Raw genomic sequence first — 17158 nt, forward strand, 5'->3', positions numbered from 1 at the left:
TTCATGATCGATCCCCGCTCCTCGCGGCCAGTGCCGCGCGGACGACCTGGGGGATGTAGTCGGGGCGGAGGGTGTCGGGCCAGGTGAATCTGAGGACGGTCCAGCCGGCGTTGGTCAGGCGGTTCTGCCGCTGCCGGTCGTCGAAGAGCGCACCGGGCGTGGAGTGCGGATCTCTCCCGTCCGCCTCGGCGATCACCCGGGCCGCCCGCCAGCCCATGTCACCGATGCCGAGCAGGTAACCATCGGCGTCGCGCACCTCGATCTGGAACGCGTCGGGCGGAACGCCGCCGTCGACGCACCGCAACCGGGTACGCGTCTCCAGCGGAGACTGGGCGCCGCCGTTCGCCTCGGCCAGATGGCGACGCGCGTTCACCACACCCCTCCGGCCCGCGATCAGTGCGGGGATGGCGCCGAACTCGCCCTCGTCGATCACTCCCTGGTTGAGCGCCGAGTCGAGCAGGGCTACCGCGTAGTAGCGGCGCACCCGGAGGACGAGTCCCGCGAGCGTGTGCGTGGGAGTTGTCACCGGAATGCCGTCGACAGTCGTCAGCGCCTGCTCGGGATGCTCGAACTGGTGCAACGTCACGGCAGGATCCCTGACGCGGGCCGGCCGGGCCGCGCGACCCGGCACCGCGACGTGAATCGCACCCGTTCTCGGCAGCCCCGCGATCCCGTGCAGCTCGGCGGCGGCGCCGAGCACTGCGTGCGCCGCCGGGCCCAGCGACAGGACCGCCGCCCGGATCCGCCGACGCCGTTCCACGCAGTCGGGGCCGGAGCGCTCGACGGCGTAGGTCGCACGAGCCAGCCGCCGCCACCGGCGCGAGGTCAGGAGATTGTCGATCTCGTGCCTGCTGTAGCCGGCTCGGAGCGCCTGCACACGGGTGACAACGCCGCCCTGGTCACGCGCGATCTGCCGGATCACCCAAGCCCGTTCCACCCACCGAGCGTCCCCGCGCACCCCACCCACGCGAAGCCCCTGTGGACAACCCACCCCACCCTGTGGATAACCCACCCCCTCGCCCTCGCCCTCGCCCTCGCCCCGTTGATCATGAAGTTAGCGGCGATGTGGATCTACAAAACAGCCGCTAACTTCATGATCAACGGAGTGGTGCAAAGGGCGGGTTTAGGGGAGGAGGGGGTGGCGGAGGACGTTTTCCTCTCGGCCCGGGCCCACACCCACCACGCTCACGCGGGTGCCGGTCAGCTCCTCGATGCGGGCGATGTAGCGCCTCGCGTTCTCCGGGAGCTCGTCCTCGGTGCGCGCCTTGGTGATGTCCTCCCACCAGCCGTCGTGCTCTTCGTAGATCGGCGTGGCGTGGTGGAAGTCGGTCTGCGTCATCGGCATGTCGTCGAAGCGCTCGCCGTTGATCTCGTACCCGACGCAGATCGGCACCTTCGCCAGACCGGTCAGCACGTCCAGCTTCGTGACCACGAGGTCGGTGACGCCGTTGAGGCGGCACGCGTACCGGGCCACCACCGCGTCGAACCAGCCGCAGCGGCGCTCCCGGCCGGTGGTGGTGCCGTACTCGTGGCCGACCTTGCGCAGGTGCTGCCCGTTGTCGTCGAACAGCTCGGTCGGGAACGGGCCGGAGCCCACCCGCGTCGTGTACGCCTTGCTCACCGCGATGACCTTGGTGATCGCGGTCGGCGGGATGCCCGCGCCCACGCACGCCCCGCCGGCCGTCGGGTTCGACGAGGTGACGAACGGGTAGGTGCCGTGGTCCATGTCGAGCATGGTGGCCTGGGCGCCCTCCAGCAGCACGGTCTCGCCGCGGTCGAGCGCGTCCCAGAGCATCACCCGGGTCTCGGCGATGTACGGGCGCAGCCGCTCGGCGTACTGGAGGTACTCCTCGACCGTCTCCTCGACGTCGATCGCCTTGCGGTTGTAGACCTTGAACAGCAGCTGGTTCTTCTCGCGGAGCGCCAGCTCCAGCTTCTTGCGCAGGATGCCCGGGTCGAGCAGGTCCTGCAGGCGGATGCCCATCCGGGCGACCTTGTCGCCGTACGCGGGGCCGATGCCCCGGCCGGTGGTGCCGATGCGGGCGCTGCCGAGGTAGCGCTCGACCACCCGGTCCAGCGCCCGGTGGTGCGGCATGATCAGGTGCGCGTCGCCGGAGATGCGCAGGCGGGACACGTCCACGCCGCGCTCGGCGAGCCCGTCGATCTCCTGCAGCAGCACCTTCGGGTCGACCACCACGCCGTTGCCGATCACGATCATCGCGCTCGGTGACAGCGCACCGGACGGCATCAGGTGCAGCGCGTACTTCTGGCCGTCCGGCGTGATCACCGTGTGGCCTGCGTTGTTGCCGCCGGAGTAGCGCACGACGTAGTCGACCCGCTCACCCAGCAGGTCGGTAACCTTGCCCTTGCCCTCGTCGCCCCACTGGGCGCCGAGCAGCACGATCGCTGGCATCTCTTCCGCCTCCAGAAGGCTCGGGTGCCAGGTGGCGACCGGTCTGCGAGCCCGGGGTGTCAGGCTAACAAGTAGTGACGGCGGGACCAGCAGGGGTTGGTCGAGAAGCAGGAGGCTCCTTCGTGTACGACGTGGTGCTGCTCACCCTCGGCTCGGAGCGGGACGCTCCCGGTGGTGGCTGCGGCAGCGGCGGCGCCTGCTGCGGCGGCGCGGACGACACCGCCGCCGAGAGCGGCGAGGAGCGCTGCGAGACGCCGCGCGTACCGGTGCTGGCCTGCGCGGACGAGCTGACCGCCCGGGGTGCCCGGGTGACCACGGTGACCGCCCGGTCGGACGCCGAGATCGACGAGGTGCTGGCCCGGCTCGACGGCCCACCGCGCCCCGACGGCCTCACCTGGCCGGACCCCGACGGCAAGACCCGGCTGATCGTCGCCACGGCCAGTGACGGTCAGTTGCGCGCCGTCCTGCGCCGGCTGGTGCGCCGGTACGCTCCGCCACCGAGCCGCCGCCCCGCGGACCTGGCCGACAACCGGACGGTGCCCGACCTGCCCCCGGTCGGCGTACTCCCGCTCGATCCGGCCCGGTCCGGGACGGCGCGTGACCTGGCCGCGCAGCTCGGGCTGCCCCGGGATCCGGCCGGGGTGGCCGCGGCGGTGCTGGACGGCACGGCCCGGCGGCTGGACCTGCTGCGCAACGACGGCGGCTCGGTGACGCTCGACGGCGCGCTGCTCGGCGCCGCCGACGACGCCGGCCGGCCGCTGCACTGGCGGGCCCGGGTCGAGGTCGACGGCACGGTGCTCAGCGACGGCGCCGAGCCGATCACCGCGTGCGCGATCGGCAACGCGGGCGGGTACGCGCGCCTCGGCGAGGTGGACCTGCTGGGCGGGCCGGACCCGGCCGACGGACGGGTGACGGTCGGCGTCGCCGTACCAGTGGTGACCCGGTCGGCGTTGGGCCGGAAGAAGGTCCGCCTGGAGGTACGGCGGGCGCGGGGACGTGCGGTGGCGGTGGTGCCCCGCGACGAGAAGGTGCCCTTCCTCGACGACGGCGTCGAGGGCGAGCTGAGCCGCAAGCGCTCCTGGTGGACCGAGCCGGGCGCCTGGGCGGTCTGGACGGGCTGACCTCGGTCGATCCCCGTCCGGCTCGCGCCGCTGGCCGTACCGCCTATCCTCGGCGGAAGGAATGGGGAGGAACCGTGGTGCACGACAACGACGACCGGGCCCACGTGCCGGGTCGAGGGCAGGTGCCGGAGCGGGACGTCGAGCCGCTCTGGCCGCCGGAGGAGACCGACGGCGTGGTCACCGCCCCGCCCTGGGCGGCCGTGCCCTGGCCGCTTCCGCCGGCCGACGCCCCCACGCCGTCGACGTCGGACGTCCCGGGGCCACCGGCGCCCGCGGTCGATCTGGACCTGCCGTTCACGCTCGACCAGCCGCCTGCCGGCGCGACGCCGGCCCAGCCGGGCTCACCGGTCACGGCCGCCACGCCTCCCGCGTCGCAGGCAGCGCCCGGCCCGGATCCGGCCGCCGCATATCCCTCGTTGCAGGGCGCGCCCGCTCCCGATCCGGCCGCCACGCGGACACTGCCGGACCCGGCTGACACGCAGACGGCAGCCGACCCGGAGGACACGCGGACAACGGCGCGCTCGGCCGACGCGCGGACGACGGCCGACGCGGACGGCGAGGGCGCCGGCAACGGCCGGGCCGTGTCTCCGTGGGCCCAGCCGCCGCAGCGGGCCACCGCCGACTCCGCACCGGACCTCGTTCCCGCTGACAGCGACACGCCGGGGTCCGGCACCGACCCGGCGCGGGCCGTCCACGCCGACGGCGCCGTCTCCGGCCGGGCCTCGGTCGCCGGCACTGCGCTCCCGCCGCCCGACACCGCCCCGGTGACCGGCCGGGCGCAGGTCACCGGAGCGTCGTCGCCGGGCACGGGTGAGCCGGCGCCGGAGCCGCCGCGCCCGGGCCGTTCCCACCGTCGCCGGGCGTGTTTCACCGCCGTCGCCCTATGGCAACGGCTACCCGCAGGCCGGCTACCCCCAGGCCGGCTACCAGCCGCAACCCGGCCAGCCCGGCTGGTACCCGCCGCCCGGCTGGGCGCCACAGCCCGGCCCGCCCCCGACCGGCCCGGCGCAGGCCAGTCCGACGCAGGCAGGCCCGGCGCACAACGGCCCAGCGCAGACCGCCCCAGCGCAGACCGGCCCAGCGCAGACCGGGCCGGCGCAGACCGGTGCCCCGGTGCCACCGCACGTGCCCGCCCCGCCGGTGTCCGGCCCGGCCGCGCCCCAGCCACCACAGCAGCCGGCGTACCCGGAGCAGGGCTGGACGCCGCAGCAGGCGGTACCCCCGACCGCCGAGGACTTCGCCCGCCGCCGCCAGGCCCGGCCGGTCGACCCGGTGGCCACCATGGGCGTACGCGCGGTGGTCAACAAGATCGGGCTGGTCCGGCTCGCGCCCGGGCGGCACGAGCAGGAGGTGAAGCGCGACATCGAGATGGTCCGCCGCAACTTCGGCGGGCTGCGCCAGGTGACTGTGGTCAACCCGAAGGGCGGCGCCGGCAAGACGGTGGCGATCCTGCTGCTCGCCATGACGTTCGGCCAAAAGCGCGGCGGATACGTGCTGGCCTGGGACAACAACGAGACCCAGGGCACCCTCGGCATGCGGGCGCAGCAGGACTTCCACGCCCGTACGGTGCGCGACATGCTGCGTGACCTGGCGCAGTTCCAGGGGCCGCACGGCCGGGTCGGCGATCTGTCGCAGTACGTCCGCTCGCAGGGCGAGGGCATGTTCGACGTGCTCGCCTCGGACGAGTCGGCGACCGGCGGCGAGATGCTCACCGCCGCCGCGTTCGCGGAGATCCGCGAGGTGGTCAGCCGCTTCTACAAGCTGATCTTCGTGGACACCGGGAACAACGTCCGGGCGCAGAACTGGCAGGCTGCGATGGACGCCACCGACCAGCTCGTGGTGACCATGTCGGCCCGGAACGACTCGGCCGAGACCGCCGCCCGGATGCTCGACCACCTGGAGCAGAGCGGCCGGCAGCGGCTGGTCCGGCAGGCGGTGACAGTGGTGTCGATGCCGCCGTCGCGCAAGGAGATCGACCTGCCCGCGATCCAGGCCCACTTCGCGGCGCGGACCCGGGCGGTGCTGCTGGCGCCGTACGAGCGGCTCATCGACACCGGCGAGCCGCTGCGGTACGGGCAGCTCTCCTCCGCCACCCGGGACGCCTGGCTGAAGATCGCCGCGTCGGTGGCGGAAGGGCTGTAGGACGGGCGCGACGGCCGGTACCCGGGTGGGGACCGGCCGTCGCGGCAGTGGTCAGTCGCCGGAGAGCGCGTCTCCGGCGGCCGGGTCGCAGTCACGGAGGAACTGGGCGCACCGGGCCGCCTCGTCCGCCTCGCCGATCTCGCCCGCCGCGCGGGACAGCACGTAGAGGCAGCGCAGGAAGCCCTGGTTGGGCGCGTGCGACCAGGGCACCGGGCCGTGGCCCTTCCAGCCGCTGCGGCGCAGCTGGTCGAGGCCCCGGTGGTAGCCGGTGCGGGCGTACGCGTACGCCGTGACGACCTGGCCCGCGGCGAGCGCGCGGCCGGCCAGCGCGGCCCAGGCCGCACTGTAGGTCGGGAAGCGGGCCGCGACCTCGGCGTACGCCTCGTCGGTGCCCTGCTCGGCCGCCGCCGCCAGCGCGGCGTCGGCCTCCTCGTGGGCCGGGAGCAGGGTGGCCGGTGGCTCAGGCAACAGGTTCTGCATCGCCCCATTCAACCCGCTTCGCCATCGGGTACGCGAGGGGCCTCGCCCGTACGGTTGGCTGAACGGCTGAGGGTTTCGTCACGCCTGCGGCGGGAGCACACGTACCCGCGGCCCATGCCGCCGACGTCGTTCTTGCACTACAAATACAGATCCGGAGCCTCCCCAGGACCCGGTTACGCAGGAGCCCGGCGGCGTGCCCGCCGGGCTCCTGTCGTTCCCGCCCCCGGTTTCGGCACTTGCCGTGCGGAGGCAGGATGACGGGGTGCCGACTCCACCACCCGCGGACGTCATCGAGCCGCACGCGCCCCACGTCAACGAGATCGAGACCCGCACCGCGTTCGAGCAGCGGCTGGCCGGGGGGACCTTGGCCGGGCTGACCGTGCAGGGCCTGCGCCTCGACCTCGACCCGGTCCCCGACCTGCGCCACGTCGACGTCACCGGCACGCTCTTCGTGGGCTGCCGGTTCGCCGGCCGCGAGGTGGGCGCGGACCTGGTCCGGCGGGGCGCCAACGTGGTCCCGCCGTTCTCCGGGCTGCCCTACCCGACCCAGCCGTCGCACCTCTACACGGCCGACGAGCTGGCCGCCGGGTTCGCCGAGAGCGGGTTCGCCGGGATGTACGACACCCGGGTGTACGCGCACTTCCGGGCGCACGGCGGCGCGCTGCCGGACGTACGCGAGGCGCTCGGGCAGCGACTGCACGACCACGGTGTGGACAACGCGCTGGCCGACGCCACCCGGTCGTGGCTGGCCGCGCACGGCCCGCAGTCCGTGGTGGGCGTGATGGGCGGGCACGCGGTGCCGCGCGGCAGCGTCGCGTACCGGATGGCGGCGGTGCTGGGCTGGGAACTGGCGCGGGCCGACCGCCTGGTGGTGACCGGCGGCGGTCCGGGCGTGATGGAGGCGGCGAACCTCGGCGCGTTCCTCGCTGCGTGGCCGGCCGAGGAGCTGTCCGCCGCGATCGACACGCTCGCCGTCGCGCCGGACTTCACCGACCACGAGCGGTACACGGCGGCGGCGCTGGCGGTGCGCAAGCGGTACGCGGACGGCCCGTCGCTGCCGTCGCCCCGTCCGTCGGCGCCCGGCACCGAGTGGGCCCGGTCCGGCGGGCTGGCCATCCCCACCTGGCTGTACGGCCACGAGCCGGCGAACCTGTTCGCGGGCCGGATCGCGAAGTACTTCTCCAACGCCATCCGGGAGGACACGATCCTGCGGCTGGCCCGGGGCGGGATCGTGTTCGCACCAGGCAAGGCCGGCACCGTGCAGGAGGTGTTCCAGGCGGCCACCAAGACGTTCTACGGCACCGACGGGGCGAGCGGGGCGTACGTGTTCCTGGACCGCGCGTACTGGACCACCGAGCTGCCGGTGGAGTCGCTGCTGCGGCCGCTGTTCGCCGCGTCCCCGTTCGGCGACCTGTCGCACACGATCCACCTGACCGACGACGTACGCGACGCCGTCCGCCTGCTGGTGCAGTGAAAGGAAGGGCCCCTTTTTAACGCCTCCGGTAGAGGAAGGGCCCCTTGTTAACGCACGGCGTTAACAAGGGGCCCTTCCTTACACGCGGAGGGTCACTTCATGGTGGTGCCGGTGGAGCGCAGGTGCTCGCAGGCCTCGACCACGCGGGCGGCCATGCCGGCCTCGGCGGCCTTGCCCCAGACGCGCGGGTCGTACATCTTCTTGTTGCCGACCTCGCCGTCGACCTTCAGCACGCCGTCGTAGTTGCGGAACATGTGGTCCGCGACCGGGCGGGTGAAGGTGTACTGGGTGTCGGTGTCGATGTTCATCTTCACCACGCCGTAGTCCAGCGCCTCCCGGATCTCCGAGAGCAGCGAGCCGGAGCCGCCGTGGAAGACCAGGCTGAGCGGCTTGTCCTTGCCGTACTTGGCGCCGACCGCGTCCTGGATCTGCTTGAGCACCTCGGGGCGCAGCTTGACGTTGCCCGGCTTGTAGACGCCGTGCACGTTGCCGAAGGTCAGCGCCGCCATGTAGCGGCCCTTCTCGCCCAGGCCGAGCGCGTCGACCATGGCCAGGCCGTCCTCGACGGTGGTGTAGAGCTTGTCGTTGATGGCGTTCTCGACGCCGTCCTCCTCGCCGCCGACGACGCCGACCTCGATCTCCAGGACGATCTTGCCCTTGGCGGCCTCGGTGAGGAGCTGCTCGGCGATCTCCAGGTTCTCCGCCACCGGCACGGCCGAGCCGTCCCACATGTGCGACTGGAACAGCGGCTCCTGGCCGGCCTTGACGCGCTCCTGCGAGATGGCCATCAGCGGCCGGACGAACTTGTCCAGCTTGTCCTTCGGGCAGTGGTCGGTGTGCAGCGCGATGTTCACCGGGTACTTCTTGGCGACCTCGTGGGCGTACGCGGCGAACGCCACCGCGCCGGTCACCATGTCCTTCACGGACGGGCCGGACAGGTACTCCGCGCCGCCGGTGGAGACCTGGATGATGCCGTCGCTCTCCGCGTCGGCGAAGCCCTTGAGCGCCGCGTTCAGCGTCTGCGAGGAGGTCACGTTGATCGCGGGGTACGCGTACCGGCCGGCCTTGGCCCGGTCCAGCATCTCCGCGTAAGCCTCAGGGGAAGCGATGGGCATGTCGAACGCTCCTTACTTACCGCTCTCGGCCGTGCAGGCCGCTGTCTTCCATGGGCGCGACCGTTCCGGTCGCTCACGTCCACGGGTGCGCCGGACCGCGCTGTCCACCGCGGGCAGTATCCCGTAGGAGCGCGCACGGGGCACAACCGGCCCGGGCGCTGCTCACCGATTCTCCAGCCGGTCCGGCACGACGACGCTGATCAGCCAGCTCACCACCGCCACCACGATGGCGCCCCAGAAGGCGGCCCAGAACCCGTCCACGTGGAACGGGAGCTTCAGCAGACCGGCGATCCAGTCGGTCAGCATGAACAGCAGCGCGTTCACCACCAGCGCGAACAGGCCGAGCGTGAGCAGGTAGAACACACAGCCGAACACCTTGATGAGCGGCTTGAGCACCGCGTTCACGACACCGAAGACCAGCGCCACCACGATCAGGGTGAGCACGTTGTTGCCGGTGTTACGGCCGCTCACCTCCACCCCGGGCACGATCAGCGTCGCGATCCACAACGCGACCGCCGTGATCGCCAGTCGGATCAGAAAGCCCATGGCAACCATCCTGGCACCGGCCGCGCGCCGGGAGCGGGACAATCGCCGACTCCGCGTTCCGCCCGCCGCCGGGCGGCGGCCCGGACCAGCCCGTACGGTGGTGGGGACGATGCCCGCACGGAGATCAGGGAGGGACGATGGGTCAGCCCGACGAGGACTTCGCGCCCAGTGACCACCTCGCCCCGGAGGAGCGGGATCTGGAGGCCGAGCCGGCCGACGCGGTCGAGCAGGCCACCACGGTGACCGACGACAGCGACGGCGAGCCGCACCGCGGCCTGGAGGTCGACGACTGGGACGCCATGGAGCAGGCCCGCGTCGTCACCGCCGACGAGGACGACTACCGCTGATCCGGCGCCCGGGTCACCGCAGGGCGGTGACCCGGGCCGGATGGGCGGCGGCCCATTCCCCCAGCCGGTCGGCCCGCAGCGCGTCCAGGAACCCCGGGGTGAGTTCGGGGTCCGCCTCGTACCCGCGACCGTTCCACTCGGCGAGCACCGGGAAGGCGACCGCGACCGGCTCGGCGGCGCCGGCCCGGGCGGTCGCGCCCACCAGCGCCGGCAACGACAGGTCACCGGCGTCGACAGTGACGGCCGGGCCGATCCGGATGAGCAGCCGGTTGAGTTGCGCCGGATCGGTCGCCGTTCCCCGCTCACGCATCTGGCGGAGCAGGCCGGCGGCGTAGCGGGCCGCGTTGCGGTCGCGGTCCAGTCCGCCGTCGCGCAGGCCGTACCGCTGCCGCAGCAGGTCCACCGCCGCCGCGCCGTCGAGCCGCTGGCATCCGGCGGGAAAGCGCCGCTCGGTGTGCACCGAGCGAACCGGCTCCGGCAGGCAGACCGGCACGCCGCCGACCGCGTCGGTCAGGTCACGGGCCCCGGGGTACGTGAGCACCGCGCCGGCGTCGACGCGTACCCCGGTCAGCCGGGCGACCGCCTGGCGGGTCGCCCGGTAGCCGGCCGCCAGGTCGGTGCCCGAACCGGTGGCGCGGGAGAAGGTCGCGTTGAGTTTCTCCGTTCCGCCCGGCGCCGGCACCAGCAGGTCACGCGGGAGCGACACCAGGTAGAGCCGGCTCCGGTCGGCCGGCACGTGCACCAGGAGCACCGAGTCGGCACGGCGGCTGCCGGCCGACTGGTCGACGCCGAGCAGCAGCAGGTTCAGCGCGCCGCCGGGTTCCGGCTCCGGCGTGGCGAGCAGGGGCGCCGCCGTGGGCGCCGGTGGCCGGGGCGCCATGGCGGTGAAGCCGACCAACGCGACGGCGGCGACCGCCAGCGCCGTGCCGGCCAGGCGTACGCGCCGACGGCGTCGACGGCGGGTGATCACCGCCCGGTCGACTGCGGCCCGGACCGGGCCGACGGGCGGGGTCGACTCCTCGAGGCGGGCGAACGCGGCCCGCAGCTCGTCCTCGATCATCAGGAGACCTCCACGAGTTCGGCTCGGAGGGTGGCCAGCGCGCGCGAGATGCTGGACCGGACGGTGCCCACGGCGCAGCCGAGGATCTCGGCTATCTCCCCGTCCGGCAGGTCCTCGTAGTAGCGCAGCACCAGCGCGGCGCGCTGCCGCCGGGGCAGTCGGGACAGCCAGGAGCGGACCTGGTCCCGGTCGACTGCGGACTGGGCGTGGTCGGCGGACGCGGGCACCGAGTCGTCGACGTCGCCGCGCAGCAGCACGCGCCGGGCCCACGAGCCGCGCCGCCAGTCGATGAACTGGTTGGTGAGCATGCGTCGCACGTATCGCTCCGGGGCGTCGCTGCGAGCCACCCGCCGCCAGTGCAGCTGCACCCGGACCATGGTGTCCTGCACCAGGTCCTGGGCCTGGTGCGGGTCTCCGGTCAGCATGACCGCGTACCGCAGCAGGGCGCCCAACCGCGCGTCGGCGAACTCCTCGTACGTCACTGCACCTCCCGGTGTCCGTTTGAAGGACGGTCCCGGGCGGCTGGAACATTGCGGCGGCGACGATCATCCGTTCGGTCAATATTCATCATCTGGGACAACGCGATCCCTTAAGGAATCTTTAAGCTCCGTGGGCTCCACCTGATCACCCCCACGGGAGGACCCTCCACATGCTCAGCAACTCCAGCCGGCGTCTGCTCGCCGGGTTGGGCGTCGCAGGCGCGTTCGTCGCCGCCTCCGCCACACCCGGCTTCGCGGCTGACCCCAAGGTCAAGCTCGGCGTCTACTTCAGCGACACGACGATCGCCGCCGACTCGGACGGCAAGATCGACTACAGCATCATCCGCAGTTCGACCTCGGTCGTGCTGCACGACCTCACCGTCCGCTACGACCTCACCGGCCTCGCCGGCAAGGTGACCGTCGGCGAGGAGGAGAACACCGGTACGGACTGCACCTCGCCGTCGGCGAACGTGCTCGTGTGCACGACGCCCTGGGAGGTGGAGCTCGACGAGTGGGGTCTGTCCGGCGTCTTCCCGGTGCAGATCAAGCCCACCGGCAAGGCCCAGGACGGCGACACCGGCACGCTCAAGGTGACGCTGTCGGCGAACGGCGTCGACAGCGTCTCGCACGAGGCCAAGGTGCGCGTCGGTGAGGGCGTCGACCTGGCCGCCGGCCCGGAGACCACGGTGTCGGCCGCTCCGGGCAAGGGCTTCACCGCGCCGCTGAAGGTGACGAACGTCGGCGAGACCACCGCCAAGGGCGCCGCCGTCGTCTTCTACAACGACTACGGCATGAACGCCGCCAAGCACTACAGCAACTGCACGTACGTCGGTGACGAGCTGCGCACCTGCCGGTTCGACGAGGAGCTCCCCGGCGGCAGCACGTTCGGCGCGACGCTGCCGTACGCGCTCGGCGCGGACACCATGGCGCCCGGCAACCGGTACGGCGAGATCATCTGGATGACGCCGGACGAGTTCGAGGACTTCGAGAACTACCTCGGCAACTACGACGTGACCATCGGCAAGCCGGGCACCGACGGCAAGCTGACGCTGGCCGAGGCCGCCGGCCGCGCCGCCGCGCGGGGTTTCCAGGCCGACCCGCGGCCGGAGAACAACGCCTCGTACCTGCAGGTGAAGGTCACCGGCAACAACAGCACCGACCTGGAGGCGCTCGGCGCGTCGGTCACCGGCAAGGCGGGCGCGACCGTCAAGGCGACGGTGGGGCTGCGCAACAACGGCCCGGCCACGCTCGACTACAGCCGCTCCGGCAGCTCGGTCACGTACCTGACCTTCGACGTGCCGAAGGGCACCACCACGACCGCCGTGCCGGAGAACTGCTTCCCGGTGAAGGGCGACGAGTGGGGTGAGCCGGGCAAGCCGGGCGCGCGTCACTACCGCTGCTACTTCGACTCGTTCCTGAAGGCCGGGGACACCGTGAAGCTGGACTTCGGCCTGAAGATCGACAAGGTGATCGCCAACGACACCGGCCTCGTGAAGATCAACGTGCCGTGCGAGTGCGACGGCGGCTTCTACCGTGACCTGAAGCCGGCCAACGACACCGCCAAGGTCGTCGTCAACGCGGCGCCGGGTGGCGGCGACGGTGGCCAGGGCGGCGGTGACGGCGGCACGCTGCCGATCACCGGTTCCTCCACCGGCCTGATCGCCGGCCTCGGTGCGCTGCTGCTCGCCGCCGGCGCGGTCGGCTACGTGCTGACCCGCCGCCGCAAGACCCGCTTCGTAGCCTGACCCGAAGCGCCCCAGGTGCCCCGTCGACCCACCGGTCGGCGGGGCACCACCACATAGAAGCCGAACACCAAGCCCCAAGCGGTACACCCGTCGACGAAGCCGGACCACGTCAGGTTTCCGGGGAGCCCGGCCCGCGCAGGGATCAAGCCTGACCGCCCGGAGCGGGTCGGGCTCCCCGGAAACCCCCACGACCCGGAGCCCCGGAAACCCCCACGACAAAAACCAGAAAACAACGAGATCATCGACAAGTGCTGCTGACCCTGACCACGACCCACCGCCCCGCGACCGACCTCGGCCACCTCCTGGTGAAGCATCCGGACCGCGTGCAGACCTTCGATCTGCCCGCCGGCGCCGCGCATGTGTTCTACCCGGAGGCGGACGAGGCGCGCTGCACGGCGGCGCTGCTGGTCGAGGTCGATCCACTCAGGCTGGGCGGGGGCCGGAAGAACCGCGCGCCGGAGGGCTTCGCGCTCGGGCAGTACGTCAACGACCGCCCGTACGCCGCCTCCAGCCTGCTCTCGTCGGCGCTGTCGAAGGTGTTCCGCTCCGCGCTGCGGGGCGAGTCGCGTGACCGTCCCGAACTGGCCGCGACCGCGATCCCGCTGACCGTACGGGTGCCGGTGCTGCGCTGCCGGGGCGGCGCGGAGCTGGCGGTACGGATCTTCGCCCCGCTGGGCTGGACCGTTACTGCCACCCCGATCCCGCTCGACGAGACGTACCCGGAGTGGGGTGACAGCCGCTACGTCGACCTGACGCTGACCGGCACGCTGCGGCTCGCGGACGCCCTCAACCACCTGTACGTGCTGCTGCCGGTGCTCGACGACGCGAAGCACTACTGGGTGGCGCCGGACGAGGTGGACAAGCTGCTGCGCGCGGGCGCCGGCTGGCTGGCCGGTCATCCGGAGCGGGCCCTGATCACGCGGCGCTACCTGGCGCACCGGCGGGCGCTCGCGGGCGTGGCGATGGCCCGCCTGACCGAGCTGCGCCTGGCCGACGAGCCGCCCGCCGACGACAGCATCGACCCCGCGCCCGGGGAGGCGCCGGTGGTGGAGGACGTCCGCCGCGCCTCGCTGGCGGTACGGCGACGCGAGGCGGTGCTCGCCGCGCTGCGGGACAGCGGTGCGAGCCGGGTGCTGGATCTGGGCTGCGGTGGCGGCGCGCTGCTGACCGCGCTCGTCGCCGACCGGCGCTTCACCGAGGTGGTGGGCGTCGACGTGTCCGACCGGTCGCTGGCCATGGCGGCCCGGCGGCTGCGCCTGGACCGGCTGCCGGAGCGGCAGCGGGACCGGATCCGGCTGTGGCAGTCGGCGCTGACCTACCGCGACGACCGGCTCCGGGGATACGACGCGGCGGTGCTGATGGAGGTCGTGGAGCACCTCGATCCGCCGCGCCTGCCCGCGCTGGAGGACGCGGTGTTCGGTCACGCCCGGCCGGGCACGGTGGTGGTGACCACCCCGAACATCGAGTACAACGTCCGCTACGAGGGGCTCGGGCCGGGCCGGTTCCGGCACGCGGACCACCGGTTCGAGTGGACCCGGGCCGAGTTCGCGGCCTGGGTGGATCAGGTGGCGGCGGCGCACGGCTACACGGCTGTCGTCGGCGGTGTCGGCGACGACGACCCGGAGGTGGGCGCGCCGACCCAGATGGCGGTGCTCACCCGCGCCGACCGCAACGAGAACACCAGCGACGACCGGAAGGAGGCGACGAACCGATGACCGTCCTGGACATCCCCGAGCTGGCACTGGTGGCACTCGTCGGCGTCTCCGGCTCCGGCAAGTCCACGTTCGCACGGCGGCACTTCGCGCCCAGCCAGGTGCTCTCCTCGGACACGTTCCGCGGCCTGGTGGCCGACGACGAGAACGACCAGTCCGCGTCCGCCGACGCGTTCGACGCGCTGCACCACGTCGCCGCCATCCGGCTGCGCCGCGGCCTGCTGACAGTGGTCGACGCGACGAACCTCCAGCCGCACGCCCGCGCCGGGCTGATCCGGGTCGCCCGGGAGCACGACGTGCTGCCGGTGGCGATCGTGCTGGACGTGCCGGAGGCGGTGGCCTGGGAGCGTACCGAGGCGCGCGCCGACCGCACGCACGGCCGGCAGGTGCTCAACCGGATGCGCCGCGACCTGCGGCAGTCGTACGGGCGGCTGGCCCGCGAGGGCTTCCGCAAGGTGCACGTGCTGCGCGGCGTGGAGGAGATCGACGCCGCGGAGATCCGCTACGAGAAGCTGTTCAACGACCGGCGCGAGCTGACCGGCCCGTTCGACGTGATCGGGGACGTGCACGGCTGCCGTACCGAGCTGGAGGCGCTGCTGTCCCGGCTCGGCTACGTGCTGCGACGCGACGACGCGGGCCGCCCGGTGGACGCGGAGCACCCGTCGGGGCGTACCGCGGTGTTCGTCGGTGACCTGGTGGACCGCGGCCCGGACTCCCCCGGCGTGCTCCGCCTGGTGATGGGCATGGTGGCGGCCGGCCACGCGATCTGCGTGCCGGGCAACCACGAGCAGAAGCTGCAGCGCAAGCTGCGCGGCCGGGACGTCCGGCTGACCCACGGTCTGGCCGAGACGATGGAGCAGCTCGCCGCGGAGCCGCCGGAGTTCGTCGCCGAGGTGGAGACGTTCATCGACGGCCTGGTCAGCCACTTCGTGCTCGACGGCGGCCGGCTGGTGGTGGCGCACGCCGGGCTGAAGGAGGCGTACCACGGGCGGGCGTCCGGCCGGGTGCGGTCGTTCGCGCTCTACGGCGAGACCACCGGCGAGACCGACGAGTACGGCCTGCCGGTGCGCTACCCGTGGGCGCGCGACTACCGGGGCTCGGCGATGGTCGTGTACGGGCACACGCCGACGCCCGAGCCGGAGTGGGTGAACAACACCATCTGCCTGGACACCGGTTGCGTGTTCGGCGGAAAGCTGACCGCGCTGCGCTACCCGGAGAAGGAGCTGGTCGCCGTACCGGCGGTGAAGGAGTGGTACGCCCCGGCCCGGCCGCTGGTCCCGGTCGCGCCCGCGCGGCCGGACACCGTGCTGGACCTGGCCGACGTGACCGGGCGACGCCACGTCACCCACGCGTACGGGTCGCTCACCGTGCCGGCCGAGAACGCCGCCGCCGCGCTGGAGGTGATGAGCCGCTTCGCTGTCGACCCGGGCCGGCTGGTGTGGCTGCCGCCGACCATGGCGCCCTGCTCCACGTCGACTGTCGAGGGGTTCCTGGAGCACCCGGCCGAGGCGTTCGCCGACTACCGGGCGGCCGGTGTCGACCGGGTGGTCTGCGAGGAGAAGCACATGGGCTCGCGGGCGGTGGTGCTCGTGGAGCGGGAGCCGGGCCGGTTCGGCGGTGGGGTGGTGCACACCCGTACCGGTAGGCCGTTCTTCGGCCCGCCGCTCGACGGCGAGCTGCTGGCCCGGGTGCGCGCCGCGGTCACCACCGCCGGTCTCTGGGCCGAGCTGGGCGCCGACTGGCTGCTGCTCGACGCCGAGCTGCTGCCCTGGTCGGCGAAGGCGAGCGGGCTGATCCGCGAGCAGTACGCCGGGGTGGGCGCGGCCGGGCGGGCGGCGCTGCCGCCGGTGCTCGCCGCGCTGGACTCGGCCGCCGCGCGCGGGCTGCCGGTGGACGGGCTGCGTGACCGGATGGCCGAGCGGGCCGCCGAGGTGACCGCCTACTCGGCGGCCTACCGGGCGTACGTCCGGCCGACCGACGGGTTGCGCGGGGTGACGCTGGCACCGTTCGCGGTGCTGGCCGGGGCCGGGGTGAGCTACGCCGACCGCGACCACGGCTGGCACCTGGCGCTGGCCGACCGGCTCTGCGCCGCCGACCCGGAGTTCTTCACACCCACCCGGCGGCGGGTGGTGGACCTGTCCGACGAGTCGGCGGTGGCGGACGCGACGCAGTGGTGGCTGGCGCTCACCGCGGCCGGCGGCGAGGGCATGGTGGTCAAGCCGTACGCGGGCCTGGCCGCCCGTGGTCCGAAGGGCCCGCTGCTGCAGCCGGGGATCAAGTGCCGGGGCCGCGAGTACCTGCGGATCATCTACGGTCCCGGTTACACGGACGCACGTCAGCTCGCCGCGTTGCGCCGGCGCTCGCTGGGTCGCAAGCGCGGGCTCGCGCTGCGCGAGCACGGCCTCGGCCTGGCCGCGCTGGACGCGCTGTCCGAGGACGCGCCGCTCTGGCGCCGCCACGAGCTGGTGTTCGCGATCCTCGCCTGCGAGTCCGAGCCCGTCGATCCCCGCCTCTGACGAGGACG

Annotated in this window: 14 protein-coding genes; 7 read left to right on the forward strand and 7 right to left on the reverse strand. The window is 73.1% G+C overall.

The window, feature by feature from the left end:
• Window position 1 precedes the first annotated feature (1 nt).
• Both MCBG_RS19225 and MCBG_RS19230 read right to left on the reverse strand, forming a co-directional pair.
• Window positions 2-937: a type IV toxin-antitoxin system AbiEi family antitoxin domain-containing protein gene (locus MCBG_RS19225; RefSeq protein WP_043330765.1), complete on the reverse strand. Its 936-nt coding sequence runs from the start codon at window positions 935-937 to the stop codon at window positions 2-4.
• A gap of 186 nt (window positions 938-1123) precedes the next feature.
• Window positions 1124-2413, reverse strand: coding sequence for an adenylosuccinate synthase (locus MCBG_RS19230; RefSeq protein ID WP_043327554.1), 1290 nt, complete (start codon window positions 2411-2413; stop codon window positions 1124-1126).
• Between the two features lie 122 nt (window positions 2414-2535).
• Here MCBG_RS19230 and MCBG_RS19235 point away from each other — a divergent pair, with 122 nt between their 5' ends.
• On the forward strand, window positions 2536-3534 hold the full coding sequence (locus MCBG_RS19235; protein WP_043327555.1) for a diacylglycerol kinase family protein: 999 nt from the start codon (window positions 2536-2538) through the stop codon (window positions 3532-3534).
• A 1113-nt stretch (window positions 3535-4647) separates the two neighbouring features.
• On the forward strand, window positions 4648-5676 hold the full coding sequence (locus tag MCBG_RS35260) for a MinD/ParA family ATP-binding protein (protein WP_223201269.1): 1029 nt from the start codon (window positions 4648-4650) through the stop codon (window positions 5674-5676).
• Window positions 5677-5727: 51 nt separating this feature from the next.
• Here MCBG_RS35260 and MCBG_RS19245 read toward each other — a convergent pair whose 3' ends face one another.
• Window positions 5728-6156: a DUF3151 domain-containing protein gene (locus tag MCBG_RS19245; RefSeq protein ID WP_043327556.1), complete on the reverse strand. Its 429-nt coding sequence runs from the start codon at window positions 6154-6156 to the stop codon at window positions 5728-5730.
• A gap of 262 nt (window positions 6157-6418) precedes the next feature.
• Here MCBG_RS19245 and MCBG_RS19250 point away from each other — a divergent pair, with 262 nt between their 5' ends.
• Entirely contained in the window at window positions 6419-7630 is a 1212-nt protein-coding gene (locus MCBG_RS19250; RefSeq protein WP_210869622.1) for an LOG family protein, read from the forward strand.
• Window positions 7631-7722: 92 nt separating this feature from the next.
• Here the strand turns inward: MCBG_RS19250 and fbaA are convergent, their stop codons facing one another.
• Together fbaA and MCBG_RS19260 are read right to left on the reverse strand one after the other, a co-directional pair.
• Window positions 7723-8745 (reverse strand): class II fructose-bisphosphate aldolase, encoded by a 1023-nt coding sequence (gene fbaA / locus MCBG_RS19255; RefSeq protein ID WP_043327558.1) that lies wholly within the window; start codon window positions 8743-8745, stop codon window positions 7723-7725.
• Between the two features lie 162 nt (window positions 8746-8907).
• Window positions 8908-9291, reverse strand: a complete 384-nt coding sequence (locus MCBG_RS19260) for a phage holin family protein (protein WP_043327559.1) — start codon at window positions 9289-9291, stop codon at window positions 8908-8910.
• A 137-nt stretch (window positions 9292-9428) separates the two neighbouring features.
• On the opposite strand from MCBG_RS19260, the gene MCBG_RS19265 reads away from it, so the two are divergent.
• Window positions 9429-9638, forward strand: coding sequence for a hypothetical protein (locus MCBG_RS19265; RefSeq protein WP_030500565.1), 210 nt, complete (start codon window positions 9429-9431; stop codon window positions 9636-9638).
• 13 nt (window positions 9639-9651) lie between these two features.
• Here the strand turns inward: MCBG_RS19265 and MCBG_RS19270 are convergent, their stop codons facing one another.
• Window positions 9652-10698: an LCP family protein gene (locus tag MCBG_RS19270; RefSeq protein WP_043327560.1), complete on the reverse strand. Its 1047-nt coding sequence runs from the start codon at window positions 10696-10698 to the stop codon at window positions 9652-9654.
• Window positions 10698-11180, reverse strand: a complete 483-nt coding sequence (locus tag MCBG_RS19275) for a SigE family RNA polymerase sigma factor (RefSeq protein WP_043327561.1) — start codon at window positions 11178-11180, stop codon at window positions 10698-10700. Before MCBG_RS19275 ends, MCBG_RS19270 begins: the two co-directional genes overlap by 1 nt.
• A 167-nt stretch (window positions 11181-11347) precedes the next feature.
• Between MCBG_RS19275 and MCBG_RS19280 the strand changes: the two genes are divergently transcribed.
• From MCBG_RS19280 to MCBG_RS19290, 3 genes are all read left to right on the forward strand, one after another.
• Window positions 11348-12922, forward strand: coding sequence for an LPXTG cell wall anchor domain-containing protein (locus tag MCBG_RS19280; protein WP_043327562.1), 1575 nt, complete (start codon window positions 11348-11350; stop codon window positions 12920-12922).
• A gap of 248 nt (window positions 12923-13170) precedes the next feature.
• Window positions 13171-14637 carry a 3' terminal RNA ribose 2'-O-methyltransferase Hen1 gene (locus tag MCBG_RS19285; protein ID WP_043327563.1) on the forward strand — a complete coding sequence of 489 codons (1467 nt, stop codon included), beginning with the start codon at window positions 13171-13173 and terminating at the stop codon, window positions 14635-14637.
• Complete coding sequence (locus tag MCBG_RS19290; protein ID WP_043327564.1) at window positions 14634-17150, forward strand: polynucleotide kinase-phosphatase; 2517 nt, start codon at window positions 14634-14636, stop codon at window positions 17148-17150. Before MCBG_RS19285 ends, MCBG_RS19290 begins: the two co-directional genes overlap by 4 nt.
• Window positions 17151-17158: the final 8 nt, after the last annotated feature.

Source organism: Micromonospora sp. M42, assembly GCF_000568915.1.
Classification (GTDB): domain Bacteria; phylum Actinomycetota; class Actinomycetes; order Mycobacteriales; family Micromonosporaceae; genus Micromonospora; species Micromonospora chalcea.